Origin of the sequence: Mucilaginibacter sp. AK015 (genome assembly GCF_014200785.1) — a bacterium.
Taxonomy (GTDB): Bacteria; Bacteroidota; Bacteroidia; order Sphingobacteriales; family Sphingobacteriaceae; genus Mucilaginibacter.
In genome coordinates this window covers 404560-429648 of sequence record NZ_JACHCV010000002.1, presented here as the reverse complement: position 1 = coordinate 429648, position 25089 = coordinate 404560, and the positions used below count along the sequence as shown (strand labels likewise).

Genomic DNA, 25089 nt, shown 5'->3' with positions numbered 1-25089 from the left:
AACAATATTACCATGCGCCATAAGCAATGACGCATGGTCTTTTATTTAAACATGAACACCTTCGGCAATTTCCTCAATTGTTTTTTGGTTAAAAGCCTCAAGATCGGCAGGACGACGGCTTGTTACCAACCCGCTGTCAGTCACCACTTCTTCGTCAACCCAATCTGCGCCGGCATTCTTAAGGTCGGTTTGCAGGGAAGGATAGGAGGTGAGGCGGCGGCCTTTCAGCATATTCGTTTCTATCAGCAACTGCGGGCCATGGCAAATGGCCGCCAGTGGTTTGCCTTCATCTAAAAAGGCCGATGCAAAGGCCACAGCGTCTTTATTCTGTCGCAATTTATCCGGGTTTAATACGCCCCCGGGCAGCACCAGCGCGTCGTAATCATCCGGACTAACATCGCTCAGGTTTTTGTCTACGTCAACCTCTATGCCCCATTTATCCTTGTCCCAGGCTTTGATCTTGCCGCTTTTTGGTGATATGATATGCACGGTTGCGCCCGCGGCTTCCAATGCTTCTTTAGGGCTGGTTAATTCAACCTGCTCAAATCCTTCTTCGGTAAGCATTGCTACTTTTTTACTACTTAAATCAGCCATAACTGTAATTTTTTATAGATTATACTTCAATGTATATTAACTACAAGTGGCCGTTTTTATAGTTTTAGTAAAATTAAATTAGCTTTTAACCCTTTCAAAGTAATTGCCATTAAATTTATAGAGGATAAACTTATCAGTTATTTTGCCTTTGTTGTTTACCAGGGGCAGTTTAATGGTATTGGTTGCGGCATCAAAGGTAATAGTTGGCCGTAATTCGACAGCGATATCCACTACTGAGAAAAAATCGTAATTGTAGCTTATTTTGTTGCGTAGGCCCGATTGAGTTTTAATAAGTTTAACATTGTCGTTTAACCTGCCATTTTCTATCGTAAATAATTTAATACCAGTACTTACATCCTTGGTAGAATATATGCCGTTATACACGCCCAGATAATAGGTTTTAGCACCATTTTTAAATGTGTAAAGATTGCTGTAAAACGGTATGTAAACATCCTGTGTGGTAGTGTATAATATAGCATTTGTTTTTTGCCCGGTTTTGTATTGCATCAGGTTCGAAAAATCGCGCATCGTACCACCCATCCAGGTTTCCCATGAATATATCCTGAACAAACCATCTGTTGAGGTAAAAATATCCAGGTGCGCTTTTTTCAAAGCAGTGAAAGGCTCGGCTATCGTAGATGGGATGTTAATTGCATAACCCTTCAACTTCGTTTCAAACACATCGTTAGCGGCCTCCAGCGAATCGCTTGCTCCATCAAGGCCTTTCCGTTGTTGGTGGTCCCAATATTCCAGTTTGGTGAACGATCTTAAGAGGTCGGCTTCAATTTTGCCGTTCTGCGCCATGACGGCCGGAATCCACAACGTAGTTACAAATACAGCAAGGATTAGTGCACGTTTCATATAAATAAAATAGGGATAATCTTTGATCATCCCTATTTATTGTAGAGACGCGATACTTCGCGTCTCATTGAAGGTTAAGTAATATAAGACGCGAAGTATCGCGTCTCTACAGTTTAAGCCTCTACAGCCTGCCCTATTAAATTTTTGGCAGCTAAATATTCCGCAATTTGTACGGCGTTGGTAGCCGCACCTTTACGCAGGTTATCAGATACTATCCAGCAATTAAGCGTATTATCCTGTGTTTCGTCGCGGCGAAGGCGGCCTACAAATACCTCGTCCTTATCATGCGCATCAAGCGGCATGGGGTATTTCAGGTTGGCAGTATCATCAACCACTACAATACCCGGCGAATTTGCCAATAGTTCGCGTACCTCGCTCAGGTCAAAATCGTGCAAAAACTCGATGTTAACAGACTCCGAATGACCACCCATAACCGGTATACGCACGGTAGTTGCGGTTACTTTGATACTTTCGTCGCCCATTATCTTTTTGGTTTCCAATATCATCTTCATCTCCTCTTTGGTGTAACCGTTCTCGGTAAACACATCAATTTGAGGAATAACGTTCAGGTCGATAGTGTAAGGATAAACCTTCGGCCCGTCAATGCCTTTACGCTCGTTGAAAAGCTGGTCTACAGCCTTAACGCCTGTACCTGTTACCGATTGATAGGTAGATACTACAACGCGTTTGATTTTATATTTATCGTGCAAGGGTTTTAACGCTACTACCATTTGTATGGTTGAGCAATTTGGGTTGGCAATGATCTTATCCTCTGCGGTAAGTACATCGGCGTTTACCTCGGGCACAACCAGTTTTTTGGTTGGGTCCATACGCCAGGCCGAAGAATTATCAATAACGGTTATGCCCGCAGCTGCGAATAAAGGTGCCTGCTCTAAAGAAGTACTGCCACCAGCGCTAAAAATAGCTACATCGGGCTTTTGTTTAATCGCATCCTCAACAGAAACCACCTTAAACTGCTTACCCTTAAAAGTGATCTCTTTACCAATACTTTTAGCGGAAGCTACGGGAATTAATTCTGTAACGGGGAAGTTGCGTTCGGCAAGAACCTGCAACATTTTAGTGCCAACCAATCCTGTGGCACCTACAACTGCGACTTTCATTTTTTGTTTTAAATTATGGATATGTAAACTAAATGGCAAATATGCGATTTTTTTGCCAAAATGTCTACTAATTTAGTATGCAAAAAATAACTGTTTAAATCGATATGTATCGAAAATAATATAATGCATATATAGGGTCTGCGGTGTATTTAAAGCTATTTTGTCAATTCTTTGATGCTTAAAATTCGGGTTCAGGCAAAAAAATTTACCTTTGTACCCAAACCGCGATTGCATGAGCGAAAAGATTTTAGTGATTGGCGCCAATGGGCAAATTGGCACCGAATTGGTAACTGCTTTAAGAAATATACACGGCGCCGAAAACGTTATAGCATCTGATATAAACAGCCCGAATTATGCCATCCGTAACAGTGGCCCGTTCGAGTTTGCTAACGTACTGGACAAAGATAATCTGCACCACTTGTTTGACAAGCACCGGCCAACGCAAGTGTACCTGCTGGCCGCTATATTATCGGCAGTAGGCGAGCAAAAACCAAAAATGGCCTGGGATTTAAACATGACCGGCTTACTGCATGTGCTTGATTTTGCCGTAGAGTTTAAAACTTCAAAAATATTTTGGCCAAGTTCCATAGCGGTATTTGGGCCGCATTCGCCGCAGTATAATACACCGCAGTATTGTATTATGGACCCTAACACGGTTTATGGCTTTAGCAAACTGGCCGGCGAACGCTGGTGCGAGTATTACTATGTTAAACACGGAGTAGATGTGCGCAGCCTGCGCTACCCCGGCTTAATTGGCTGGCGCGCTAATCCCGGAGGCGGCACTACAGATTACGCGGTGCACATCTTCCACGAAGCGTTAAAAAAGGGTAAATACCAGGGTTTCCTATCGGCACAAACAGCTTTGCCCATGATGTATATGGACGATGCCATACGCGCTACCATCAGCCTGATGGATGCCCCTGCAGAAAACCTGAGCATCCGGTCGAGCTATAACCTGGCGGGGATAAGTTTTACGCCAGAGCAACTGGCCGAAGAAATTAAAAAGCATATACCGGGTTTTGAAATGAGCTATGCCGATAATGACCCCCGGCAGGCAATTGCCGATAGCTGGCCAAAATCAATAGATGATACACAAGCGCAGCAGGATTGGGGATGGGCTTTGGAGTACGACCTGGCAAAGATCACGGAGGATATGCTAACTAACTTAAAAAATGTAATTTAGAGCCCTTTACCCCCTGAAGGGGGAACAAGTAGGCTTTATAATGGTATAAACAAAAAATAAAAACTAAATTCCGGCTCCCCCTTTAGGGGGCTGGGGGGTAATATGGGAAGAGCATTTGAATTCCGTAAAGAAAGAAAGTTTAAGCGTTGGGCTAAAATGGCCGTGCAGTTTACCCGCTTGGGCAAAGAAATTGTAATGGCGGTTAAAGCAGGCGGCGGCGACCCTAACACCAACTCGCGCCTGCGCACCGCGGTGCAAAATGCCAAAGCGGTTAATATGCCTAAAGACAGGGTAGAAGCCGCTATAAAGCGTGCTACCAGTCGCGACGAAAAGGATTACGAAGAAATTGTGTACGAAGGCTATGCGCAGCATGGTGTTGCAATACTGGTTGAAACTGCCACCGATAACCTTAACCGTACAGTGGCTAATGTGCGCAGCTATTTTACAAAATACGGCGGCACGTTGGGCAAAACCGGGTCGCTGGATTTTATCTTCAGCCGTAAATCGGTATTTACCTTTGACCCTGGCGACCGCGACCTGGAAGAACTTGAATTTGAATTGATCGACGCCGGGCTCGAAGATCTTTTTGTGGAGGCAGACGAGGAAGGAAACGATATTGCCGTGATACACACCGCTTTTGAAGATTTTGGAAAGATGCAGAAAACTTTGGAAGAAATGGGTATCGAAACCAAATCGGCCAAGTTGGAGCGTATTGCACAATCAACCACGCCGGTAACCGAAGAGCAGGCTGTAGACGTTTTCAAGATCATCGACCGACTTGAAGAGGATGATGATGTACAGGCGGTTTATCATAATATGGCGGAATAAGACGATTTCGGATTTCGGATTTTCGATTTCGGATTTATTTTAAAATAACGAGAGCTGCTTTAGGATTTAGGGTTTAGAATTTAGAATTTTCAAGTATGCCTTTATTCTCATCAAGCAAACAGGAAAAAAAAGTTAAGGTAACCTTTGCTAATGGACTGCTTTTTGTAGAAAAGGCAGATGGAAAGCAGCAGGCTTTTCCGCTGGAGTGGTTCCCCAAACTAATGAACGCTACCGACGATGAACGTGAGGACTGGACACAAACAGACAAGGGAATCCACTTTAACAGTCTGGATGTTGATGTGGCTTTGTAATTAAGCAATTTGAAGATGCGGCAATTTGAAGATGACTATCAACTTTCAAATTTTCAAATCAACAAATTTTCAAATTATTTAAAATGACCTTCGAAGAGTTTTTTAACAGGAAGCGGATAGACCTGGTCGCCCTGCGGGCAGCAGAGCCGGCTCTCTACGCTGAATTTGAAAAGCACTTCAACCAGATGGGCGAAAAAAGTTTCGACCACACTAAAAAATACTGGTTCAATAAATTAAGGCTGCAATATCACCTTGCGCCTGAACAAAAGCCGGAAAAGGTACACTTAGAAAATAAACTTGCCGAGCAAACTATCGCTGAAACATTAACAGATAATGTGCCGGAACCATCTGTTGGATTTAAACCGAGGTTTAAACCCGGAATGGGCAAGGCTGCCAATGCAACAAACGATCAAAAGGTTGCCGCACAGGATGACAGTGCAACCGCCACCCCAGAGGTAAACGCAGCTGCAGCAGCTGGAGACCAGCTTCCTCCCTTTCAACAGGAGAAAGAGGCAATGCAAGCCGCCGCTGATGTCACGCCACGTACCACAGATGCTGAAGAAAAGGAAAAGCAAACACAAGGCCCGGCTACAAAGCCGGCTGGTTTTAAGCCTCGCTTCAGTATGAAAATGACCCAGGGTAATGCACCGCAAACAAAGGAGTTTGAGGCGGAACCAAAGACGCAAGAACCGGCGCAAGAACCGGGTGACCTTAAACAAACCGAGGCGACCAAGCCTGCAGGCTTTAAGCCGCGCTTTAACATGAAAACAATGGCGCCTAAGCCCGCAGCAGCTACGGATGCGCCTGCAGAAACTGAACCTGGGGAGGATAAGTTGATAAACGAAAGTGAGCCTATAAAACCTGTAGCGCCCACAACACCAAAAATTGGCTTCAAACCGAGGTTTAATGCCACAACCACGAAACCCAAACCACCTGAAGAATAGTGTAATATGGATACCGAAGAACTTTTTAACGAAAACAGGGGAGCGGAGCAACAGCCCAAAAAGGAAAGTCCGCTGGTAAGTTTAGAGCGAGACCTTAAATTTTTTAATGAATCGATCAGGGAGGTAGCTGTCGAGATCATGGTGGAAGGCCTGTCGGCAACGCCTATATTTATCGCCCATCAGCACGAAATAAAACTGGGCGAGATGATATTGGACCGCAACGAGCTAAACACCGAGTGGAGTATCCACGCTTCAACTATCGAAGAGTTTATAGAACGTGGCATCATTAAAACTGAACTGAAAGAGCGCTTCATGAGCACATATAAAAACCCCAACGATTTTATGTGCCTGTTTGTAGTAGTGCCCGAGGGTGCCAATTTTGTGTATTATCCGTACGTTAAAAATTGAAAGGTTGTTGGAACGTTTGAAATGTAAAATGTTGAAAGGTTCCTATATATTTACATATTAAAAAAGTGGCTTAACTTTACAACGTTCAAACTTTACAACATTCAACATCGTCTCCATGTCTGATAAAAAGATCCTGATATTAAACCAGCAGCAAATACAGCAAAAGATAGACCGTATTGCCTACCAGATATTGGAAGATAATTTTGACGAGAAGGAAATACTGATAGCCGGTATCCTCCCGCGCGGTAACCATGTAGCCGGGCGTTTAAAGCTGGTTTTGGATAAAATAGCGCCGTTTAAAAGCCGCCTGCTAACCATCGAACTGGACAAACAAAGCAGCCGGCTACAGGCCAAAACCAACTTTGACGTGCAGGAGTGCAGCAATAAGGTAATTGTTTTGGTTGATGATGTGCTCAACAGCGGCAAAACCCTTGCCTATGGTTTTGGTGTGTTCCTGGATGTACCGTTAAAAAAGCTGCGCACCGTGGTGCTTATCGATCGTAACCACAAAAACTTCCCGGTAACCACAGATTATGCCGGGGTTGCCCTTTCTACCGTTATAAAGGAGCACGTAGATGTTGTTTTGAACGAAGCCGGACAGGAAGATGCGGTTTATTTAAGGTAGAATAAACGGAAACTTATTACGCTCGCAATGACAGGCTAAATATTACCGTTTATTATCCCCATCAACTTGTCAACGCTCATATCCATCCCATCAACAATATGTGTAGCTTTTAGGTAAAAGCCTTTCCGTTCGGCTAATTTGTGTTCGATAAATGTTACCAGTTCGTCGCCTTTTTTGCCTTGCAGCACAGGGCGCGGGGTTTTAGCATGTTCCAAACGATTAGCCAATGCCTTTGGCGATAATTGTATGTAAAGGGTTTGCCCATGGCTATTCATCCAATCCATGTTGTCAAAAAAGCAAGGCAAACCACCTCCGGTAGATACAATTGTATTTTGGGGATATGCGGTTGTTTTTAATATTTCGCTTTCCAGGTTACGAAACGCGGTTTCGCCGTGTGACGCAAAATAGTCAGCTACGGTAGAGCCTACTTTAGCCTCGAGCGTATGGTCAAGATCTATGAAATCGTACCCTAACCCTGCGGCCAGTTTACGGCCCCAGGATGTTTTGCCGCAGCCCATAAATCCAACTAAAAATATTAAACCCATTATTGCTTACTCAGGTAATTTTTAACCAACTCATCATACTTGGGCATGTTATGAAAATGCCACTTATTAATAACGGTGCCGTTTTTAAGGAGTATAATGCCCGGGTTAGCACGCACCATGGTTTTCAACGGCACGCCGTCGGCATAAAATAACTCGCTTACCAGTTTATGTTCTTTTGCAAACTTTTGCGCGCTTTCGGGGGCGTTGGAAGTTAAAAATATAACGCGTGTGTTGTAATTCTGAATAAGGTTTGCAGCTAATGCGTTACTGCGATTTACAGCAGCAGCGTTAGCGTCGTCGAGATTGTATGCAACTATCCAAAGGCTGTAAAACGGACTCGACAGCAGTTCCTGGTTGTAGTTATTCCCCTGTGCATCCTGGATGTTCAGGTCGCGTATTTTTGGTTCAAAACCTTTTTTCACCAGCCGGCTTTCAGGGTTGCCTTGTACCTGCCAATTGGCATCCTTCCATATCCCCGATTTCAGGTACTCCTTATCGGTCATGGTTTTGGTAGCCTTGGTTTTTTTGTTAATAAGCTTGTAGGTGATCTCAAATTCATCCGGTATTGCACCCGGCGGCGTCTTCATTTCTTCCAGGATATTAGCGCCGATCTTGTAGGGCAGAAAATCTATCACCGGTAAAAAATTGTAAGTATACAGGCCAAAACCTATCGATACTATAGCCGCGCCAAGTAACAGCTTGTCGCCGGTTTTGGCGTTGGTTAACGGTTTTATGCTTTTACGGTTGATAAACAGCATCACTACCAGCAGCAGCAATATCATGTCCTTAATAAACGACTGCCACGGTGTAAGCGGTATGGCATCGCCAAAGCAACCGCAGGTTTGTACCACCTTAAAGTAAGCCGAATAAAAGGTAAGGAAACCGAAAAAGATAATAAGCAGCAGCAAGCCCCAAACTACTTTTACAGCACGCGCGCCAACAAGCAGGGCAAAACCCAATATCATTTCCAGCGCGCAAAGTATTACAGACAGACTTAAAGCAAACCCGTTTAGCCAGGTTATATAAAATACCTCAAAGTACTCTTCAAGTTTGTACGAGAAACCCAGTGGGTCGTTTGCTTTTATCAGCCCCGAAAAAATGAACAGTAAGCCAACGGCTATTCTGCAAAACCAAACCAAAGCATTTTTCATTTTACACCCAGTTTTATCAGCGCGAATACGGCGTAGTTAAGCATATCCTGGTAATTGGCTTTTACCCCTTCAGATGCCAGGGTTTGGCCCTTGTTATCCTCTATTTGCTTTACACGCAACAGTTTCATTAGTATCAGGTCGGTTAACGAACTGATGCGCATATCCCGCCACGCTTCGCCATAGTCGTGATTTTTAGCAAACATCAGTTCTTTGGTTTCGGCAACTTTGCTGTCAAATAGCATTTCTACTTCAGCTGCATCCAGCTCGGTAGGGGTTTGTGGGCCGCAATCCAGCTGCATCATGGCAATAACGCAATAATTCACAATACCGATATACTCGCCGGTAATGTCCTCGTCAACTTTAGAAACTTTTTTTTCTTCGAGGGTACGGATGCGCTGCGCTTTAATAAATATCTGATCAGTGATAGATTCTATACGTAGTATACGCCACGCAGTACCATAGTCGCGGGTTTTTTTAAGGAAAAGGCCCCTGCAAATATTTATTACGGCTTCGTATTCTGCTGCTGTGTTAGTCACTTTTGTTGTAATGTTGTAATGTTTTAAGTTGAAATGTTGATGTTATGAGATATAAAGATTTTGTAAAGTGGTTTAACTTTACAACTTTGTAACGTTTCAACATTGCAACAACTCCAACGTGGCTAAAGATACATTTTTTCAGAAAAAGGCAACCATAAATGCCGGGGGCAAATTGATCCATCTTTCGTTGCCGAAGGTGATGGGCATTATCAATATCACACCCGATTCGTTTTACGCGGGTAGTCGTAAAACAAGCGTGGAAGATGTGCTGCAGCAAGCTGGAAAAATGCTGAACGATGGAGCGGCGTTCCTGGATATTGGTGCTTACTCATCGCGCCCGGGTGCCGATGATATATCGGTGCAGGAAGAGACCGACCGCCTGCTGCCCGCAATAGAAGCTATTGTAAAGAATTTCCCTGAAGCTGCTATTTCTGTAGATACCTTTAGGGCTAAAGTTGCCGAAGAGGCCATAAAAGCCGGCGCACATATCATTAACGATATATCCGGCGGCGAACTGGATGAAGATATGTTTGATACCGTTGGCCGTTTGCAGGTACCATATATTTTAATGCACATGAAAGGTAACCCCAGAACCATGCAGCAGTTGGGTAATTACGAGGATGTGTTTGATGAAGTGTATGATTACTTTGTCAGGAAGGTTTACCGGCTGAAGCAGTTGGGCGTGCACGATATTATCATAGATCCCGGGTTCGGCTTTGCCAAACAGCGGGGCCACAGTTACAAATTGATGAGCCGTTTGCAGGAGTTGGAAAGGCTGCAATTGCCGATCCTTGCAGGCATATCGCGCAAAAAAATGATCTATGGCTTGCTGGGTATTACAGCGGAAGAAGCGCTAAACGGAACCACCGTACTTAATACCATAGCACTTACAAAAGGCGCGAATATTTTGCGGGTGCATGATGTTAAAGAAGCCGTAGAAGCGATAAAAATATATGAGGCCTGCAGGTAATTCCTTATTTTATTTTCGCATAAACTGATCTGATGCCATCAGCAATAGAGGTGCCAATATAAATGGTGTCCTTTTTCATGGCAAAAGCATCTTTATAATCTATATCCACAAACTCGATATTACCCTGCTTATAACCTTGCTCGATATTTGTTATTTTAATATGGAATTTGCCGGCGCTGGTGACCTTATTGCTGTCAATTTTTGAATAAGTGCTATCGCTGTTAAATTGATAGATATCCCCATTGCCAGGTGGATAGTATCCAACAGTGCCGCTAAAGCCGCCGGATTTTGACCGTAACTCCCATTTGCCGAAAAGCCCCGGGCTAAGCGCCGTTTTTTCTTTTTTGCAGGATGCAAGGCATGCTAAAATTGCTACGCAGAATAAGATCTTTTTCACGTTTTGAGCGGTTATAATGGCATTACGCAAGGATTGGGTTTTGCGCTACAGCAATATGTAAATAAAAGCGGCAGAATATGGTGGCCGGAGGCCTTACAATAATTCTCACTCGGCAGGAGCCGAGCGAGTGCAGTGGTGTAGGGTCAGTAAATATTTATAATGCTGTCACCTCTTTACCCTGACATATTTATAACTTGGTCCATCTGCTGCCGAACTGCCTATAATAATAGTATCAGCCTTAAACGCAAACGCGTCAGTATACGCCGGGTTTGTAAAGGTTATGGTACCAAATCTATAACCGTTGCGCTCTTCGGTGAGGTTTACGGTATAAGAGCCCCTTGTTTGTACTTTGTTTGCGTCGGTTTTTACGTATTTGCTGTTAAGGGTGATCACATATTTATCTCTATTATCGTCAGTCACATCTTCCCCGGGGCCGAACCCACCTAAAATCGCTTTTAGTTCCCATGTTCCGTTAAGGGTTAGGATAGCGGGTTGATCTTTTTTACAGGACACCAGGCCGATAACTACAGCCACAAACAGTATAGCTTTTTTCATTTTTTTGTGAGTTTATAAAGCTATTACGGCTACTAAATGGCGGGCGATACAGGAATTTGGTTAAATGATGATTAAGATTTTGTTAATTCGGTGTAAATAGTGGGTCGCGGCAAATGCAACCTCTCGCATCTTCGCGAGTGACCACTATTAGACGGCCTCCGACCGCATAATCTGGCTGTATTTAATGCCGTCGCTCGCGTCTTCGCGAGTGGCGATTATCACGCGGCCTCCGGCCGCAATAAAATTAACCTTCATCGACAATAAATGGCGAATCAGGATTGGCACTGCTATAAACATACGCAGTTTCGTCATTAACGAGCATTGCCTTTACCGGGTTCTGATGTATGTAATCCACCTTTTGATCAAACACCTCATTCGTAAATAATTCAATCGGATAGCTTGTTTTTTGCCAAAACTGATATTGACTGTTCTGACTTGTATTGTTCGCAAAAAACCTAAACATATAAAGCATCCATTCCTTACGACTCTCCTGAAGATTATCGCTGATCATTTCTATTATACGCTTAGCAGTATAGCTTTTCAAATCACGGATAACAGCAGGTAACTTGCCATCGTAATGTGCTGCAATTAAATGTATATGATTGCTCATAATGCAATAAGCATATACTTTTAAACCTTTGTTCTTTCTGCAGTATTCGAGATTGCGGATAAATTCTTCACAATAGTCATTTCTTGTGAATACATCTATCCAGCCAACAACGGGTAATGTTATAAAAAAGGGTCGGTCGCTATTGGCTTTGCCTAATTCAGACATTTATCGATATAATTATTGTTAGATGAAAATAAAATAGGTGTTTGGGGCGGCCTGAGGCCTTATAATAATTCTCACTCGGCTGGAGCCGAGCGAGTGCGGTGGTTTGTAAACTCTGATGCACTCGCTCGCGTCCTCGCGAGTGACAACTATTATACGGCCTCAGGCCGCCCAATCAACCGCAGTATATCAATTGATGATCGGTTCCGCCATCTTCAAAATCGAATCGACGTATTCGCGGTTATTGGCAAGGCGCGGCACCTTATGCTGACCGCCAATCTTTCCTTTCTCCTTCATCCAGTTAAAGAAAGTATTTTGGGCCATCACCCTTACCTGCGGGCGGCGAAGCGCCATGTCTTTAAAACGCTTGGCATCATAATCGGAGTTTACGCGGCGCAGGGTTTCATCGAGCAGGTCAACAAAGCGTTCAAATTCTGCCGGTCTCTTCTCAAATTCAATAAGCCATTCGTGTGCGCCGCATTCGTTATCGCTAAAGTAAACAGGCGCGGCAGTATAATCGCGGATGATGGCCCCGGTTTGTGAGCAGGCCTCGGCAAGCGCGCGTTCGGCATTATCTATGATCAATTCTTCGCCAAAGGCATTAATAAAATGTTTGGTGCGACCTGTTATTTGGATGCGATAGGGTACCAGCGAGGTGAACCTTACGGTATCGCCTATCATGTATCGCCATAAACCGGCATTGGTGGTGATGATAAGCGCGTAATTCTTATTCAGCTCAACCTCGTACAATGTAAGTGTTTTGGGGTTCTCTTCGTGCAGGTTCTCTATCGGTAAAAATTCGTAAAAAATCCCGTAATCCAGCATCAACAGTAATTCGCCGGGGTTTTCCTGGTCCTGTATCCCAAAGAAGCCTTCAGATGCATTGTAGGTTTCCAGGTAGTACATGTCATCGTTAGGTATCAGTTTCCTGAACTGCTCGCGGTAAGGCGTAAAATTTACCGCGCCGTGAAAATATAACTCAAGGTTCGGCCAAACTTCCAGCAGGTTCTTTTTTCCGGTTATTTCAAGAATCCGTTTAAACAGCAGGATATTCCAGGTAGGTACACCACTTATGCTGGTTACGTTTACATCCTTGGTGGCATGTGCCATTTTTTCGATCTTTTCTTCGAAATTTTCCAGCAGGGCAATATCCAGATGAGGAGTACGGCAAAACTCGGCCCAAAGGGGCAGGTTTTTCATGATCACCGCAGACAGGTCGCCGAAAAAAGTATCGGCATTTAACTGACCGACCTGGTGACTGCCGCCGAGTGTTAAACTTTTTCCTGTGAATATTCGGGCATTTGGCCGGTTGTTAAAGTATAGGGTAAGCATATCCTTACCACCCTTAAAATGGCATTCTTCCAGTGATTCTTCGCTTACGGGGATGAATTTACTACGGTCGCTGGTGGTGCCTGATGATTTGGCAAACCAGCGGATCTCTGACGGCCAAAGCACATTTTGCTCGCCTTTAAGCATCCGTTCGATATAGGGCTTTAGCGTATCATAGTTTTGAATGGGTACACGCTCTTTGAACTGTACGAGGTTTTCAATGCTTTTATAACCATATTGCTTACCCCACTCGGTGTTTTCGGCACCCGCAATAAGTTGCTCAAACCACTCTTCCTGTACCTCGTTGGGGTATTTCATAAAAAGCTCTATCTGGTGGATACGCTTTTTCATGAACCAGGTAAAAACAGAGTTGAATATGGTCATAAGTTAGTTAATAGTCATAGATCATAGTTCAAAGCCGGAGCCGGGCGGCTATAAACCGTCAACTACGATCTCTTTCCCAAAGATAAAAGTTATTGCGGAAATGTTTTTCTTTTCAATACGAAGTTAGCGCCCAGGTAAACTTTACGCACCATCTCGTTTTCGGCCAGTACCTCGGGTACGCCCGATTCCAGTATCTTACCTTCAAATAGCAGGTAGGCACGGTCGGTGATGGAAAGGGTTTCCTGCACGTTGTGGTCGGTTATCAGGATGCCGATATTGCGGTGCTTTAATTTGGCAACCATAGCCTGAATTTCTTCAACCGCAATTGGATCTACGCCGGCAAAGGGCTCGTCGAGCAGGATAAAGTTGGGCTCGGCAGCCAGTGCGCGCGCTATTTCGGTACGGCGGCGCTCACCTCCAGATAGCAGGTCGCCGCGGTTACGGCGTACCTTGTGTAAACTGAATTCATCTATCAGTTCTTCCAGTTTATCCCGCTGTTTTTCCTTACTCATTTTGCCCATTTCCAAAACAGCCTTAATATTGTCCTCAACCGAAAGCTTACGAAAGACCGATGCTTCCTGCGCCAGGTAACCGATACCTTTTTGCGCGCGGCGATACATAGGGTCTGTAGTTATATCTTCATCGTCTAAAAATATTTTGCCTTCGTTGGGCTTTATCAAACCCACTATCATATAAAAAGAAGTGGTTTTACCGGCCCCGTTTGGCCCAAGCAAGCCTACGATCTCGCCCTGCGATACATTGAACGTTACATCGTTCACCACGCTGCGCTGCTTATATTTTTTTACTAAATTTTCTGCCCTTAGTATCATTAATTCAAAATTCTGTTACCGCTTTAACGGATTTTAACGCTTGTCATTGCCTATCAAGAGATTGCTTCATTTCTCGCAATGACGTTTGCTAATTTTCGATAGAAACTAATCTCCGATCACTATTCACTAATCTCTAACCTAATCGCTTTTATATTTAATTGTATGCTGCGTTGCTCGCGCCATACGTTCTCTTCTATGGTGTAACAAACATCAAACGGCACACCCGGCCTTAGTAGCGGCAATAGTTCGGCCTGGTTAAAGGCAATGCTGCTAAAACTAGCTGAGCCGGGCTGTACAATAAACATTTTTATGTGGTTGCTGCCTACTAAACCCGCATTACCGCTAACATACACATTTTTGCTGAGGAATACCGGCGACATATTCTCTGGCCCAAACGGAGCAAACTGACTCAGGATCCTGAAAAATTTCGCATCGATATCTTTAAGTTCAATCTCGGCATCTATACTTATTTGCTGTACCAGCAGGTCTTCAGTGATGGTGGTGCTCACAACTTCTTCAAACTTTTCTATAAAAGCCGGCACGTTCTCGGGGTGCATGGTTAAGCCTGCGGCGTATTTGTGCCCCCCGAATTGGATGAGCAGTTCAGAGCATCCGCAAAGCGCCTCGTACAGGTCGTAACCTACAACCGAGCGCGCCGAACCCGCCACATGCCCGTTAGAACGGGTAAGTACAACGGTGGGGCGGTAATATTTCTCGGTAAGGCGCGATGCCACAATGCCGATAACGCCCTTGTGCCAGTTCTCGTTAAACACAACGGTAGATTTGCGGGCTATCATTACCTCATCGTTATCGATCATGCCCAGGGCCTCGTCGGTAATTTGCTGGTCGTGACCCTTACGTTCGGTGTTGCGGAGGTTGATCATATCGCCTTTTTCTTTCGCGGCCTCTTCATGACAGGCTATCAGCAACTCAACCGCGTGCTTTGCATCGTCGATACGGCCGGCGGCATTTATGCGCGGACCCAATAAAAATACCACATCGCTTATGGTGTAGGTGCCGGTTCGGCCGGCTACCTGCATCAGCATTTTTACACCAATGCATGGGTTTTCGTTTATTTTTTGCAGCCCTAAGTGTGCCAGCACCCGGTTTTCGCCGGTGATGTGCACAATATCGCAGGCTATGCTGATTGCCACCAAATCAAAGTATTCTGCAACGCCTTCAAATGGCATATCATGTTTATCAGACCATGCTTGTATGAGTTTTAGACCGATACCACAGCCTGAAAGTTCTTTATAAGGGTACCCGCAATCGGCACGTTTTGGGTCGAGCACAGCGATGGCAGCAGGCAATTCTTCGCCGGGCAGGTGGTGGTCGCAGATGATAAAATCTACACCTAAATTATTTGCATAGGCTATTTTATCTACCGATTTTATCCCGCAATCTAAAGCTATGATTAAGCTGAACCCGTTTGCCGCGGCGTAATCAATGCCGGCTGTTGATATGCCATACCCCTCTTTGTACCTGTCGGGAATGTAGTATTCAATATTTTGGTGGATCTTTTTAAAGAAGCTGTAAACCAGGGCCACGGCCGTGGTGCCATCTACATCATAATCGCCGTAAACTAATATTTTCTCGTCGTTTGTAATTGCCTGCTCAATACGATCTATAGCTTTTTCCATATCCTGCATCAGGAAAGGGTCGTGCAGGTGCAGGTGGCTTGGGCGGAAAAAGTATTTAGCCTCGTCAAAATTGGTAACCCCCCGGCGGGCAAGCAAGGATGACAGAACGGGGTTTATATTTAGCTGTTCAGAAAGTTGCTGTATAGTAGCATTATCTGCCGCATCTTTTAATACCCACCGTTTAGTCATAAATAGTTTATCGCTTAAGAAGAGTAAAGATAGCTAATGGTTGATAAAACGCAGGTGCAAGGGTTAAATTTTAAATACAAAAATAAATTAGGAAACCCATAAAGTTTAATTTATGTTTACATAACGTACCATTTAGTATCTAAACTATGTCTAAAGCGGCCAATACACGCCATATGATCTTAACCAAGTCATTTGAACTGATTTATAAGCAGGGCTACCAGGCTACCAGTATTGATAATATACTGGCAACTACTAAAGTAACCAAAGGCGCTTTTTTTTATCATTTTAAAAACAAGGACGAGATGGGGCTGGCGATGATCAACGAGATCATCTTTCCGGGTATGTACGCCAGTTTGGTAAGGCCGTTACTTGATGCTAAAAGTCCGGTTACTGATATTTACGAAATGATGCGGAATGTGTTATTGAAGGTGCCGTTTTTGCGGGCTAAATACGGCTGCCCCGCGGTAAATTTGATAGAGGAAATGTCGCCCCTGAACGAGGATTTTAAGCAGGCCCTTTTAAAATTGACGGAACAATGGCAGGATGCTATAAAAGAAAGTATTAACCACGGCAAGGCGACTAAAGAGGTAAGGGAGGATGTAAATGCCTCACACGCAGCTTGTTTTATTGTTGCAGGGTATAGCGGCATCCGCAATATGGGCAAAGCGGTTGGCTCATCCTGCTATAGTATTTACCTGCAGGAACTAAAAAATTACCTGAAACAATTAGGGTAAATTTTTTTCAACTAAAACATACTAATTGGTATGTTTTAATTATGTTTGCAGCCTGATGTATTGATAATGTTAAATGCTTTATTATTTCTTCACTCGGTAGTTAGATGGGCTGTATTGGGCACTTTGCTTTTTGCTTTTTACCGCGCTTACAAAGGTTATACGCAACGGCTACCCTTTACAAAAGGTACTGATCGCCTGAGGCACTGGACGGCAACAACAGCGCATATCCAGCTAATGCTGGGTATGATATTATACACTCAAAGCCCCAATGCCAGGTTTTCATGGCATGCTACAGGCAGTAACGGGCAGATAAGCCAGCCTTTCTTTTTTGGCGTATTGCATTTATTGCTGATGGTGTCGGCAATTGTTATCATCACTATAGGCTCGGCGATGGCCAAACGCAAACCAATAGATAGTGACAAATTCAAAACCATGCTGATATGGTTCGGTATAGCTTTGCTGATCATATTTATTGCCATACCATGGCCGTTTTCGCCGCTGGTACAACGGCCTTATTTAAGATCTTTTTAACTATAAGCTATGAAGCAACTACTATTCACAAACATAGGCCGCCTGCGTATTATTGGATTTTTAGAAGGGATATCGCTACTTGTGCTGATGTTTATTGCGGTGCCACTTAAATACGCCGGGCACGACCCGTCAGTTGTTAAGGCTATGGGCCCGATACATGGGGCATTATTCCTGCTATTTATTGTGAACACGGTAAGCGTAGGCGTAGAGCAAAATTGGAAATTCCGTACCACCTTAAAAGTTTTGCTGGCTTGCTTTATACCCTTTGGCACATTCTATATTGACAGAAAATTCCTGAAAAAAACTGAGAAATTTACCGGTTGATTGAACCTTTGAATTGGTTTTTGGATGTTAGTATTTAGCGTGTGAAATTTTTAAAATCCTATTTTCCTTTTAAGGTTTGGTATTTGCCACCGTTTGCCGGGTCGGCCAACGACAAGATGTTCATGGCCTGCATCCTGTCCTGCGGGGAGGCGTTGCTGAAGATGGATACCAGCTCGGCATTTTTGGCGGTAAAAAAAGCCAGCGGAAAATACGAACCTAAACGCTTGCGGTCTACCTGGCTCAGCACCGGCAGTATGCTGCTAATGTACCTGCGGCTCTTCGCCGCATCATTGGCCATCATATCAAGGCCGTTACGGTGATAGTTATAAAAAAACTCGCGCAGGTTGTTGTAAAGCTTATTGTTCAGGTTCTCTGCCAGCCAATAACGGTTAAGGTTGCTATCGAAAGCCTTCCATCCTTTAAAAGATGTGGTTTGCGCATTAATGGCAACTGTTTGTGCATTTAAAAAGTACGGTGTGCCGCCATATTTCGAGAACGAGTCGTAATCCATCCCTACAATGATATAAGCGTAAAACGCCATTACCGAGCTCAGGTTACTTTGAAAGTTCTGGTCGCTGTAATCAATGGTTTGGCCTTCGGTATAAGTAAAATCAAAATCTTTGTCATTGATGTTGAGCAGGGTAGTGCTGTAAGCCGTGTTAAACACCGGCCTTGATGATTGTACCTGCAACTCCCCGCTAAAATTACTGCTGCCGTCCCAGGCGGTAATATTCAATACAAAATTGCAATCAATACGTTCCTGTGGGGCAATATCGTCCGCACTCCATTTGCGGCCGTTCAGGAAGTCCTTCATGGCGGTTTCCAAAGTTTGCAATACGCGCTTATTGGTAACCTGTATTTTGGGTGCCACAACTTTTACGCGTGCGTTCAGGTCCTGCGCGTGCACGGCGCAGCAGGTAAAAAACAGCACGGCAACAGTTATATATCTTTTCATTTTTTTAGCAATTCGGTCAGCTTGATGCAAATATCCCGTGCTACTTCGGCCTTGTTTTTAAGCCCAAAAGTGGTTTTTTGCAGCTTACGGTCAATCAGGGTTACTTTGTTCGTATCATTTTTAAAACCGGCACCCGCATCGTTCAGCGAATTTAGCACAATCAAATCTAAGTTTTTCTTTTGCAGTTTTTCTATCGCGTATTGCTCTTCGTTCTGGGTTTCCAGGGCAAAGCCAACCAGTATCTGCCCCGCATGCTTTTGGCCGCCAAGGGTTTTTAATATGTCGGTAGTTTTTTTCAGTTCAATGGAAAGGCCGTCGTCATGCTTTTTTATTTTTTGCGCAGACACTGCTGCCGGGGTATAATCGGCAACGGCGGCGCACATCACACAGGCGTTTGCAGCAGGGAAATGTTCCAGGCATTGCTGCAGCATATCTGCCGCGCTGGTAACGTTTATCCGTTTGATGCTTTTGTATTTGCTGGCCTGCGCGGTTGGCCCTGCAATTAAGGTAACATCTGCCCCAAGCGAGGCCAGTTCATCTGCCAGTGCGAAGCCCATTTTACCTGATGAGTGGTTGCCTATAAATCGCACCGGATCGATAGCCTCATAAGTTGGCCCTGCGGTAACTAATACCTTTTGGTTAAACAACGGCAGCTTCTCTTTGATATCGTTTGTCAGGAAAGCAATTATTTCTTCCGGTTCGGCCATGCGGCCTTCGCCGTGCAGGCCGCTTGCCAGTTCGCCGGTACCGGGCGGGATCAGGATATTTTCGAAAGACTGCAGCGCGGTTATGTTGTGCTGTGTACTTTCATGCTTCCACATATCCAGGTCCATAGCGGGGGCAAAGTATACCGGGCATTTTGCCGACAGGTAAACCGCTGTAAGCAGGTTATCAACCAGGCCGGTTGCCATTTTTGCCATAGTATTGGCGCTTGCCGGCGCCATGATCATGGCATCGGCCCAAAGCCCCAGCTCTACGTGGTTGTTCCACTCGCCGGTTTCGGGCTTAAAGTAATCTGAATATACCGGGCGTTTAGATAGGGTAGATAAGGTAAGCGGTGTAATGAAGTTGGTAGCATCGGGTGTCATTATGACCTGTACCTGAGCCCCGGCCTTTACCAGCAGCCTCACCAGTGTTGCCGATTTATAGGCCGCAATGCTGCCACAAACTCCTAAAATTATCTTTTTATCCTCAAGCATAAGCCCCCTAACCCCCAGAAGGGGGAATTAAGATCAAATATATAAATAGCTACCGTTAATAAACAAATAAAGCCCCTCTCGTAAACGAGAAGGGCCTGATATTTTCAGTTCCCCCTTCAGGGGACCGGGGCTTAAAGCTCTTTTGATTCTTTAGCCGGGTTGCGGTAGTAAATTTTATTATCTAAAAATTCCTGAACGGCTACCAGGGTAGGTTTAGGTAATTTTTCGTAATATTTTGATATCTCTATCTGTTCGCGGTTTTCAAATACCTCTTCCAGGTTATCATTAGCCGATGCAAATTCAGAAAGTTTTTGGTGCAACTCTTCTTTGATGTTGTTTGATATCTGGTTGGCCCTTTTTGACATAATTACCAACGACTCGTATATATTATCGGTTCTCATATCCAGTTCACGCAGGTCGCGGGTAACTGTACTGCTGGCTACAGCCGGCTTGTTTGCTGGGTTATTAACGTTCATGTCTTTTTATATCTTATTAATATGGTATTTTTTGATTGTCCCTATCCTTTATTGATGGCGGCTGCGATGTTACGGTATCTTTATTGGCCACCTTTTGAGCCAGCTTTGGGTTTGCCATAACTTCGGCCATAAATTTTTTAGCTTTTATGGCATTTTGTTCGCTATCTTTTTTATAATCGGCAGCTTCTTTTAAAAATTTGCTCGAAGGGTATTTTTCGATAAACTCGTCAGCGAAAGCAGCAGCCTGGTTAAAACGCTCTTCCTGCCTGTTCTCGCGGCTAACCTTCGCGTACTCGTACTGGGCGCGTATGGTTAAAAACTCCAGTTCTTCGGCGTATTTGGTGTCCGGGTAATCGCGCAGGGTGTTGCCAAATGCAATAACTGCCGACTGGTAATCGCCAATGGTTAAATATAATTTAGCGTTGGCGTATGATTTTTGCTCCAGCTTATCGCGCAGGTTCTGTATCAGCTTGCTTGCCTCGGTAACACGGTCGCTTTTCGGATAAAGATTGATAAACAACTGTAACGACTCGATTGCCTTGGTAGTGTTCTCCTGGTCTAACGAGTAGATAGGCGAATCTAAATAATAGCAATAAGCGGCAATAAAGCGGCACTCCTCGGCCCGGGGGCTTGATGGGTACGTATCTGCAAATGTTTTAAAATGGAACCTTGCCGAAGTATAATCCTTAAGCCTGTAGTTGGTGTAGGCGTAATAGTAAAATAAATCTTCGGCCTCGGCGCGCCCGCGGTAACGGGTTACCAGGTCTTCAAATAAGCCCAGGGCTTTAGTGTAATCTTTTTTATTATAAAACTTTACCGCTTCCTGGTATTTTTTAGCGTTATCGTTACTCGCTTTTAACTTTTCGTATTTGCTTTTACAACTGCCAAGCGTAACAATAAGCAGGAACATTACGCCCGAAAATATGAGTAGTTGCTTTTTAAACATTTTGCAAAGATAGTTGAATATTATAAATCAGTCAATTATTTATTTAGTGGACGAATATATAACGGTAAAAGCGCACCTTATATATATAGGTGTAGTATTTAACATCTTTTAACGTATGGGGGATAAATTATCAGTTGTTAGATTTGACAACTTTTTAAAAGTTGTCAAATCTTTACTTCCCTAAACCCGATTGCAGCGGATACTGGCCGTGCGCCAAAGGCCGGCAGGCGTATGAAGCCTACAGCGAGCCGCAGAGAGCGCCGTGGTTATTAGTCATCTAGCTTTTCAATAGGTAAGCGACAGTCCTTTTCATGTTACACGCGCGCGGAACGCTTGAAATTGTTGGGCGAAGTACGCTTAACCGGTGGGGAACAGCTTGCTAACGAATTCCCAAATAAATTAAAGATCTATTTTTTCTACTTACTAGAACACGCCCACCACCATTTTTAAGTAATTTGTTAAATACTTCATAAGAGTTTAAAATAGCTTTTTCCCATTGTTTACCACTACATTCTTTAACTTCAGTATTCTTAACTAAATTTTGCACCTGTTTAATTACACCTGAATCTACACTTGTTCCATATTGCATTAAATCGTGATCCAAAGCGTGATGATAAATATAGAGTGATATTAATTCTTCTGTAATTTGAGATCTTGCACCATCTTCATTTTCGTCAACTATAGGATCACTCTTCCTTTTTAGTTTTAATAATTTCCTTAAAACTGGCGACCATCCCAATATAGCTAGATAGCCATAATGAAAGATATCATGAAATCGATAGCCGTCTTCTTCGTAGGTGTTATCTGTAAGGGGGTCACCAATCATATCTCCAGTACGTTTGTCGATGATTTTTGATTTGTCTTTACCGTTTTCTTCATACGAAACAAACTCAATCTCAAATTCTTCTGGGAATTTTTCATTTTCAGGAAAGGATTCTTCATAATCAGTGTAGTTCGCAGATTCATCTGTTAAAAACCGATCGCGAATTTTTTCGATATTTTTCATAGCGATTTCTTCTAATGATAAATTGTTAGAGGTTGCTATTGTTGAAATATACCATAATACATCGCCAAGTTCTTCCGCGAGCTTTTTTCTATAATTAACGTGAGAACTGCCTATTCTTAATTTAGTTTTCAGTTGAGTGACAACAGAACCAACTTCACCTATTATGCCTAGAAATGGGACAATTTCATCACTAGTTGTACTTGGTGCGTTTTTCTGAATAGTTTTTTTTGCCTCTTCTTGATAAAAGTTAATTTCCATTGTTGCAGATTAAAGGAATTAGGTTTGCCATCTATTACAATACCAAATTCTGAGGATAAAGACTTACTCGAATCTGCGTAGCAAACAGGTTAGGCGATTTCAAATTTAATAACATCATTTAATATATCCAAATGTATGTTGCTGATTTACAGCGTTCAACACAGTAAGAGAAAATACTGGATAATTCTTAGATAAGTAGAGAGCAATATATCTGTTAATCGCTTTATCTGATGGGAGCTTTTTTTAATTTTGGGAATATATGATTTATTGGAACAGAAAAAAACCGATCGCCAGTTACGTGTTAGATACTTATTGGAAATTTGCTGCCGAACGACAGAAAATTTTCTTTAACCGAATGGCTGGCGAATCAAAATTAACTGAAGACCCTATTTTATTAAAACATAAATTTACCAACGCATATCGCGCTTCAGACCGTGTTAGCCAGTACCTTATCAAAGAAGTTATTTATAAAGGAGACCAAGAGCCTGTCGAAGTGCTATTTAGAATCTTACTCTTCAAAATTTTCAACAAGATTTCTACATGGGAGCTATTAAAAGATGAATTCCATACGTTAACATGGAAAGACTATTCATTTAAACGCTACAACTCTGTTCTTACTCAAGCGATGTTCGCAGGCGAATCAATATATTCTGGGGCTTACATTATGGCCTCAGGGAAAAGCTCTTTTGGTTTTAACCGGAAACATGAAAATCATTTGAAGTTAATTGAATACATGTTAACTGGGGGATTGGCGGAAAAGATAAAAGATGCCTTGACAATGAGCGATGTGTATCAAATCTTGTTATCTTATCCTACGATAGGAAAATTTCTTGCATTTCAATATGCAATTGATATCAACTATAGCGAGTTGACAAATTTCAGCGAAATGGACTTTGTCGTACCTGGTCCAGGCGCTTTGGATGGTATAATGAAATGCTTTATAGATCTTGGCGACTATGACCAAACGGATATTATTCATTACGTTACCGATATACAAGAGCAGGAATTCAAAAGACTTGAAATAGATTTTAAGGATTTATGGGGTAGACCACTTCAACTTATAGACTGTCAAAATCTTTTTTGTGAAACAGATAAATATTCGAGAGTTGCCCACCCAGAAACGAGTGGGATTTCTCGCCGTAAGAGGATCAAGCAGTTATATACCAAAAATATTTCCGATATTGAATATTATTTCCCTCCCAAATGGAAATTAAACCTTTAATTTAATTAATAAATGGAAACACCTAAACGTATATTAATTTCATATCAAAACACCTGCGATGCAGAAGAAGTTGGAAAGTTAATAACTTATTTGAAAGAGGCTGGTTTTGACGTTCAGCACGGCAACTTTTCAAATTCTGATTTTGACAAAATTGTCGATGAGGTTGAAAGTTATGTATGTATACTTGATCAAAATTCTCACAGATCAACAGACCTTGCACGTGAAATTATAAAAGCAGCGAAGGCAGGTAAAAAAGTATTTGCCATATATTGCCCTACGACAGATATAGAAATTCAACTACCGTCATCTTTAGATATCTGTGCCACAGCTATAACTGAATGGGATGCTGAAAAGCTTAGAAAAGGGTTAAATGGAGAGGATATTGGATTTAGTGATCAAAAGGGTCAACAAAAACCTTTAAGTAGGTCAACAAAACCTCCAAAATGTTAAAGGCATGAAATATTATGCGTATAAAATGGCGCATGATTATGGATTTGCACCCAACCCTTTTTTTGGCACATGCACGCTTGCCAATTGCAAATCTAAAATCAGGCTAGGTGTAGGACCGGGCGACTGGATAATTGGCACCGGAAGTAAAAAGATGGGATTAAAGAATCATTTAATTCACGTGATGCAGGTTGCAAGCAAAATTACCTTTGATGAGTATTGGTCAGATCCGCAATTTTCTGTAAAAAGGCCAGTATACAATGGCAGCCTCGCCCGTTTGCATGGTGACAATATTTATTATTTGAATGTTGATGGAGCATTTGGTCAGCTTCGGTCGTTCCATAGCCATGAAGACGGTAGCCCTCACGGCGGCCACATGGAAAGAGACCTTAAAGGCAAATTCGTCTTATTGTCAAATAATTTCTGGTATTTCGGAGATAAGAATTTCGCAGTTCCTGACGAATATCTAAACGCTATTAGCGATGTAAGAGACACTAAACTAATCAAAGATCAGGAACTTGCATCAGAATTTATCAAATGGATAACTAATAATTATTCTCAAGGTATACATGGCTTTCCTATCAATTGGATTGAATACCAGCAGTTGAGGCTATTTGCTTAATCGCTATACGTGGTCATACAATACCTCTGTCCGCGTTAACAATTGGAGCGGATACCGGCCCTGCACCTAAGGCGTGTGCAGTATGAGCGGAAAGCTGGCTGGCGGCAGATGCAGCAGTAACATTGCTTTTTCAAAAAAATACCAGCATAGTTCAGGGATTGCTTCGTACCCCGCAAAGACGCGTGGGCAACATATC

At 43.2% G+C, this 25089-nt stretch carries 30 protein-coding genes; 13 read left to right on the top strand and 17 right to left on the bottom strand.

Annotated elements, in window-relative coordinates:
* Positions 1-45: 45 nt before the first annotated feature.
* From HDC91_RS11195 to HDC91_RS11185, 3 genes are all read right to left on the bottom strand, one after another.
* The gene (locus HDC91_RS11195) at positions 46-594 is read right to left on the bottom strand and encodes a type 1 glutamine amidotransferase domain-containing protein (protein WP_183552034.1); all 549 of its coding nucleotides are present in this window, start codon (positions 592-594) and stop codon (positions 46-48) included.
* Between the two features lie 78 nt (positions 595-672).
* The gene (locus tag HDC91_RS11190; protein WP_183552031.1) at positions 673-1455 is read right to left on the bottom strand and encodes a hypothetical protein; all 783 of its coding nucleotides are present in this window, start codon (positions 1453-1455) and stop codon (positions 673-675) included.
* A gap of 113 nt (positions 1456-1568) precedes the next feature.
* Positions 1569-2576 carry an aspartate-semialdehyde dehydrogenase gene (locus tag HDC91_RS11185; protein ID WP_183552028.1) on the bottom strand — a complete coding sequence of 336 codons (1008 nt, stop codon included), beginning with the start codon at positions 2574-2576 and terminating at the stop codon, positions 1569-1571.
* A gap of 232 nt (positions 2577-2808) precedes the next feature.
* Here HDC91_RS11185 and HDC91_RS11180 point away from each other — a divergent pair, with 232 nt between their 5' ends.
* The 6 genes from HDC91_RS11180 (at position 2809) to HDC91_RS11155 (ending at position 6875) form a co-directional block, all read left to right on the top strand.
* Complete coding sequence (locus tag HDC91_RS11180) at positions 2809-3759, top strand: NAD-dependent epimerase/dehydratase family protein (protein ID WP_183552020.1); 951 nt, start codon at positions 2809-2811, stop codon at positions 3757-3759.
* Between the two features lie 102 nt (positions 3760-3861).
* Complete coding sequence (locus HDC91_RS11175; RefSeq protein WP_183552017.1) at positions 3862-4587, top strand: YebC/PmpR family DNA-binding transcriptional regulator; 726 nt, start codon at positions 3862-3864, stop codon at positions 4585-4587.
* Positions 4588-4682: 95 nt separating this feature from the next.
* Positions 4683-4898 (top strand): DUF2442 domain-containing protein, encoded by a 216-nt coding sequence (locus HDC91_RS11170; protein ID WP_162429548.1) that lies wholly within the window; start codon positions 4683-4685, stop codon positions 4896-4898.
* Between the two features lie 83 nt (positions 4899-4981).
* Entirely contained in the window at positions 4982-5842 is an 861-nt protein-coding gene (locus tag HDC91_RS11165; RefSeq protein WP_183552015.1) for a hypothetical protein, read from the top strand.
* 6 nt (positions 5843-5848) lie between these two features.
* On the top strand, positions 5849-6250 hold the full coding sequence (locus HDC91_RS11160; protein WP_183552012.1) for a hypothetical protein: 402 nt from the start codon (positions 5849-5851) through the stop codon (positions 6248-6250).
* A gap of 115 nt (positions 6251-6365) precedes the next feature.
* Positions 6366-6875 (top strand): phosphoribosyltransferase family protein, encoded by a 510-nt coding sequence (locus HDC91_RS11155; RefSeq protein ID WP_183552009.1) that lies wholly within the window; start codon positions 6366-6368, stop codon positions 6873-6875.
* Positions 6876-6910: 35 nt separating this feature from the next.
* Here the strand turns inward: HDC91_RS11155 and HDC91_RS11150 are convergent, their stop codons facing one another.
* Genes HDC91_RS11150 through HDC91_RS11140 form a run of 3 tightly spaced genes read right to left on the bottom strand, consistent with a single transcriptional unit; the run spans position 6911 to position 9107 of the window.
* Positions 6911-7420 carry a shikimate kinase gene (locus HDC91_RS11150; RefSeq protein ID WP_183552006.1) on the bottom strand — a complete coding sequence of 170 codons (510 nt, stop codon included), beginning with the start codon at positions 7418-7420 and terminating at the stop codon, positions 6911-6913.
* Positions 7420-8571, bottom strand: a complete 1152-nt coding sequence (locus tag HDC91_RS11145) for a BT_3928 family protein (RefSeq protein WP_183552003.1) — start codon at positions 8569-8571, stop codon at positions 7420-7422. The genes HDC91_RS11150 and HDC91_RS11145 overlap by 1 nt, the downstream gene beginning before the upstream one ends.
* Positions 8568-9107: a DUF1599 domain-containing protein gene (locus HDC91_RS11140; RefSeq protein ID WP_183552000.1), complete on the bottom strand. Its 540-nt coding sequence runs from the start codon at positions 9105-9107 to the stop codon at positions 8568-8570. Before HDC91_RS11140 ends, HDC91_RS11145 begins: the two co-directional genes overlap by 4 nt.
* Positions 9108-9225: 118 nt before the next feature.
* Here HDC91_RS11140 and folP point away from each other — a divergent pair, with 118 nt between their 5' ends.
* Positions 9226-10077: a dihydropteroate synthase gene (folP, locus tag HDC91_RS11135; protein ID WP_370576820.1), complete on the top strand. Its 852-nt coding sequence runs from the start codon at positions 9226-9228 to the stop codon at positions 10075-10077.
* Between the two features lie 4 nt (positions 10078-10081).
* Here folP and HDC91_RS11130 read toward each other — a convergent pair whose 3' ends face one another.
* From HDC91_RS11130 to recJ, 6 genes are all read right to left on the bottom strand, one after another.
* Complete coding sequence (locus HDC91_RS11130) at positions 10082-10474, bottom strand: hypothetical protein (RefSeq protein ID WP_183551997.1); 393 nt, start codon at positions 10472-10474, stop codon at positions 10082-10084.
* A gap of 165 nt (positions 10475-10639) precedes the next feature.
* Positions 10640-11029, bottom strand: a complete 390-nt coding sequence (locus HDC91_RS11125; RefSeq protein WP_183551994.1) for a hypothetical protein — start codon at positions 11027-11029, stop codon at positions 10640-10642.
* 244 nt (positions 11030-11273) lie between these two features.
* A complete protein-coding gene (locus HDC91_RS11120) occupies positions 11274-11804 on the bottom strand; it encodes a transposase (RefSeq protein WP_183551991.1) in 531 nt (176 codons plus the stop codon).
* A gap of 186 nt (positions 11805-11990) precedes the next feature.
* Complete coding sequence (locus HDC91_RS11115) at positions 11991-13514, bottom strand: GH3 auxin-responsive promoter family protein (protein WP_183551988.1); 1524 nt, start codon at positions 13512-13514, stop codon at positions 11991-11993.
* A gap of 89 nt (positions 13515-13603) precedes the next feature.
* A complete protein-coding gene (gene lptB / locus HDC91_RS11110) occupies positions 13604-14344 on the bottom strand; it encodes an LPS export ABC transporter ATP-binding protein (RefSeq protein WP_183551985.1) in 741 nt (246 codons plus the stop codon).
* A gap of 119 nt (positions 14345-14463) precedes the next feature.
* Entirely contained in the window at positions 14464-16173 is a 1710-nt protein-coding gene (recJ, locus tag HDC91_RS11105; RefSeq protein WP_183551982.1) for a single-stranded-DNA-specific exonuclease RecJ, read from the bottom strand.
* A 146-nt stretch (positions 16174-16319) separates the two neighbouring features.
* Between recJ and HDC91_RS11100 the strand changes: the two genes are divergently transcribed.
* The 3 genes from HDC91_RS11100 to HDC91_RS11090 all read left to right on the top strand — a co-directional run bounded on the left by HDC91_RS11100 (position 16320) and on the right by HDC91_RS11090 (position 17762).
* Positions 16320-16907, top strand: a complete 588-nt coding sequence (locus HDC91_RS11100; protein WP_183551979.1) for a TetR/AcrR family transcriptional regulator — start codon at positions 16320-16322, stop codon at positions 16905-16907.
* 66 nt (positions 16908-16973) lie between these two features.
* Positions 16974-17438, top strand: a complete 465-nt coding sequence (locus HDC91_RS11095; RefSeq protein WP_183551975.1) for a hypothetical protein — start codon at positions 16974-16976, stop codon at positions 17436-17438.
* 9 nt (positions 17439-17447) lie between these two features.
* On the top strand, positions 17448-17762 hold the full coding sequence (locus HDC91_RS11090) for a DUF3817 domain-containing protein (RefSeq protein WP_183551972.1): 315 nt from the start codon (positions 17448-17450) through the stop codon (positions 17760-17762).
* Between the two features lie 58 nt (positions 17763-17820).
* Here the strand turns inward: HDC91_RS11090 and HDC91_RS11085 are convergent, their stop codons facing one another.
* From HDC91_RS11085 to HDC91_RS11065, 5 genes are all read right to left on the bottom strand, one after another.
* Positions 17821-18717 (bottom strand): DUF4835 family protein, encoded by an 897-nt coding sequence (locus HDC91_RS11085; protein ID WP_183551969.1) that lies wholly within the window; start codon positions 18715-18717, stop codon positions 17821-17823.
* The gene (coaBC, locus tag HDC91_RS11080) at positions 18714-19916 is read right to left on the bottom strand and encodes a bifunctional phosphopantothenoylcysteine decarboxylase/phosphopantothenate--cysteine ligase CoaBC (RefSeq protein WP_183551966.1); all 1203 of its coding nucleotides are present in this window, start codon (positions 19914-19916) and stop codon (positions 18714-18716) included. The genes HDC91_RS11085 and coaBC overlap by 4 nt, the downstream gene beginning before the upstream one ends.
* 131 nt (positions 19917-20047) lie before the next feature.
* Positions 20048-20392: a DNA-directed RNA polymerase subunit omega gene (locus HDC91_RS11075; RefSeq protein ID WP_183551963.1), complete on the bottom strand. Its 345-nt coding sequence runs from the start codon at positions 20390-20392 to the stop codon at positions 20048-20050.
* Positions 20393-20408: 16 nt separating this feature from the next.
* Positions 20409-21338, bottom strand: coding sequence for an outer membrane protein assembly factor BamD (locus HDC91_RS11070; protein WP_162429531.1), 930 nt, complete (start codon positions 21336-21338; stop codon positions 20409-20411).
* Positions 21339-21717: 379 nt separating this feature from the next.
* A complete protein-coding gene (locus tag HDC91_RS11065; protein WP_183551960.1) occupies positions 21718-22602 on the bottom strand; it encodes a nucleoside triphosphate pyrophosphohydrolase family protein in 885 nt (294 codons plus the stop codon).
* 298 nt (positions 22603-22900) lie between these two features.
* On the opposite strand from HDC91_RS11065, the gene HDC91_RS11060 reads away from it, so the two are divergent.
* From HDC91_RS11060 to HDC91_RS11050, 3 genes are read left to right on the top strand one after another with little or no spacing between them, the layout of a single operon-like run.
* Complete coding sequence (locus HDC91_RS11060) at positions 22901-23824, top strand: nucleotide kinase domain-containing protein (RefSeq protein WP_221262169.1); 924 nt, start codon at positions 22901-22903, stop codon at positions 23822-23824.
* A 12-nt stretch (positions 23825-23836) separates the two neighbouring features.
* Positions 23837-24274, top strand: coding sequence for a hypothetical protein (locus HDC91_RS11055; RefSeq protein ID WP_183551956.1), 438 nt, complete (start codon positions 23837-23839; stop codon positions 24272-24274).
* A gap of 4 nt (positions 24275-24278) precedes the next feature.
* Complete coding sequence (locus HDC91_RS11050) at positions 24279-24893, top strand: hypothetical protein (RefSeq protein ID WP_183551954.1); 615 nt, start codon at positions 24279-24281, stop codon at positions 24891-24893.
* Positions 24894-25089 lie beyond the last annotated feature (196 nt).

Excerpts from the sequence above, each read along its gene's own strand:
- coaBC (WP_183551966.1), bottom strand. The coding sequence starts at position 19,916 with ATGCTTGAGGATAAAAAGATAATTTTAGGAGTTTGTGGCAGCATTGCG.
- HDC91_RS11095 (WP_183551975.1), top strand. The coding sequence starts at position 16,974 with ATGTTAAATGCTTTATTATTTCTTCACTCGGTAGTTAGATGGGCTGTA.
- HDC91_RS11150 (WP_183552006.1), bottom strand. The coding sequence starts at position 7,420 with ATGGGTTTAATATTTTTAGTTGGATTTATGGGCTGCGGCAAAACATCC.
- HDC91_RS11165 (WP_183552015.1), top strand. The coding sequence starts at position 4,982 with ATGACCTTCGAAGAGTTTTTTAACAGGAAGCGGATAGACCTGGTCGCC.
- HDC91_RS11170 (WP_162429548.1), top strand. The coding sequence starts at position 4,683 with ATGCCTTTATTCTCATCAAGCAAACAGGAAAAAAAAGTTAAGGTAACC.
- HDC91_RS11190 (WP_183552031.1), bottom strand. The coding sequence starts at position 1,455 with ATGAAACGTGCACTAATCCTTGCTGTATTTGTAACTACGTTGTGGATT.
- HDC91_RS11085 (WP_183551969.1), bottom strand. The coding sequence starts at position 18,717 with ATGAAAAGATATATAACTGTTGCCGTGCTGTTTTTTACCTGCTGCGCC.
- HDC91_RS11160 (WP_183552012.1), top strand. The coding sequence starts at position 5,849 with ATGGATACCGAAGAACTTTTTAACGAAAACAGGGGAGCGGAGCAACAG.
- HDC91_RS11055 (WP_183551956.1), top strand. The coding sequence starts at position 23,837 with ATGGAAACACCTAAACGTATATTAATTTCATATCAAAACACCTGCGAT.
- HDC91_RS11120 (WP_183551991.1), bottom strand. The coding sequence starts at position 11,804 with ATGTCTGAATTAGGCAAAGCCAATAGCGACCGACCCTTTTTTATAACA.
- HDC91_RS11195 (WP_183552034.1), bottom strand. The coding sequence starts at position 594 with ATGGCTGATTTAAGTAGTAAAAAAGTAGCAATGCTTACCGAAGAAGGA.
- HDC91_RS11115 (WP_183551988.1), bottom strand. The coding sequence starts at position 13,514 with ATGACCATATTCAACTCTGTTTTTACCTGGTTCATGAAAAAGCGTATC.
- HDC91_RS11100 (WP_183551979.1), top strand. The coding sequence starts at position 16,320 with ATGTCTAAAGCGGCCAATACACGCCATATGATCTTAACCAAGTCATTT.
- HDC91_RS11070 (WP_162429531.1), bottom strand. The coding sequence starts at position 21,338 with ATGTTTAAAAAGCAACTACTCATATTTTCGGGCGTAATGTTCCTGCTT.
- HDC91_RS11175 (WP_183552017.1), top strand. The coding sequence starts at position 3,862 with ATGGGAAGAGCATTTGAATTCCGTAAAGAAAGAAAGTTTAAGCGTTGG.
- HDC91_RS11075 (WP_183551963.1), bottom strand. The coding sequence starts at position 20,392 with ATGAACGTTAATAACCCAGCAAACAAGCCGGCTGTAGCCAGCAGTACA.
- HDC91_RS11125 (WP_183551994.1), bottom strand. The coding sequence starts at position 11,029 with ATGAAAAAAGCTATACTGTTTGTGGCTGTAGTTATCGGCCTGGTGTCC.
- HDC91_RS11065 (WP_183551960.1), bottom strand. The coding sequence starts at position 22,602 with ATGGAAATTAACTTTTATCAAGAAGAGGCAAAAAAAACTATTCAGAAA.
- HDC91_RS11090 (WP_183551972.1), top strand. The coding sequence starts at position 17,448 with ATGAAGCAACTACTATTCACAAACATAGGCCGCCTGCGTATTATTGGA.
- recJ (WP_183551982.1), bottom strand. The coding sequence starts at position 16,173 with ATGACTAAACGGTGGGTATTAAAAGATGCGGCAGATAATGCTACTATA.
- HDC91_RS11185 (WP_183552028.1), bottom strand. The coding sequence starts at position 2,576 with ATGAAAGTCGCAGTTGTAGGTGCCACAGGATTGGTTGGCACTAAAATG.
- lptB (WP_183551985.1), bottom strand. The coding sequence starts at position 14,344 with ATGATACTAAGGGCAGAAAATTTAGTAAAAAAATATAAGCAGCGCAGC.
- HDC91_RS11050 (WP_183551954.1), top strand. The coding sequence starts at position 24,279 with ATGAAATATTATGCGTATAAAATGGCGCATGATTATGGATTTGCACCC.
- HDC91_RS11180 (WP_183552020.1), top strand. The coding sequence starts at position 2,809 with ATGAGCGAAAAGATTTTAGTGATTGGCGCCAATGGGCAAATTGGCACC.
- HDC91_RS11155 (WP_183552009.1), top strand. The coding sequence starts at position 6,366 with ATGTCTGATAAAAAGATCCTGATATTAAACCAGCAGCAAATACAGCAA.
- HDC91_RS11145 (WP_183552003.1), bottom strand. The coding sequence starts at position 8,571 with ATGAAAAATGCTTTGGTTTGGTTTTGCAGAATAGCCGTTGGCTTACTG.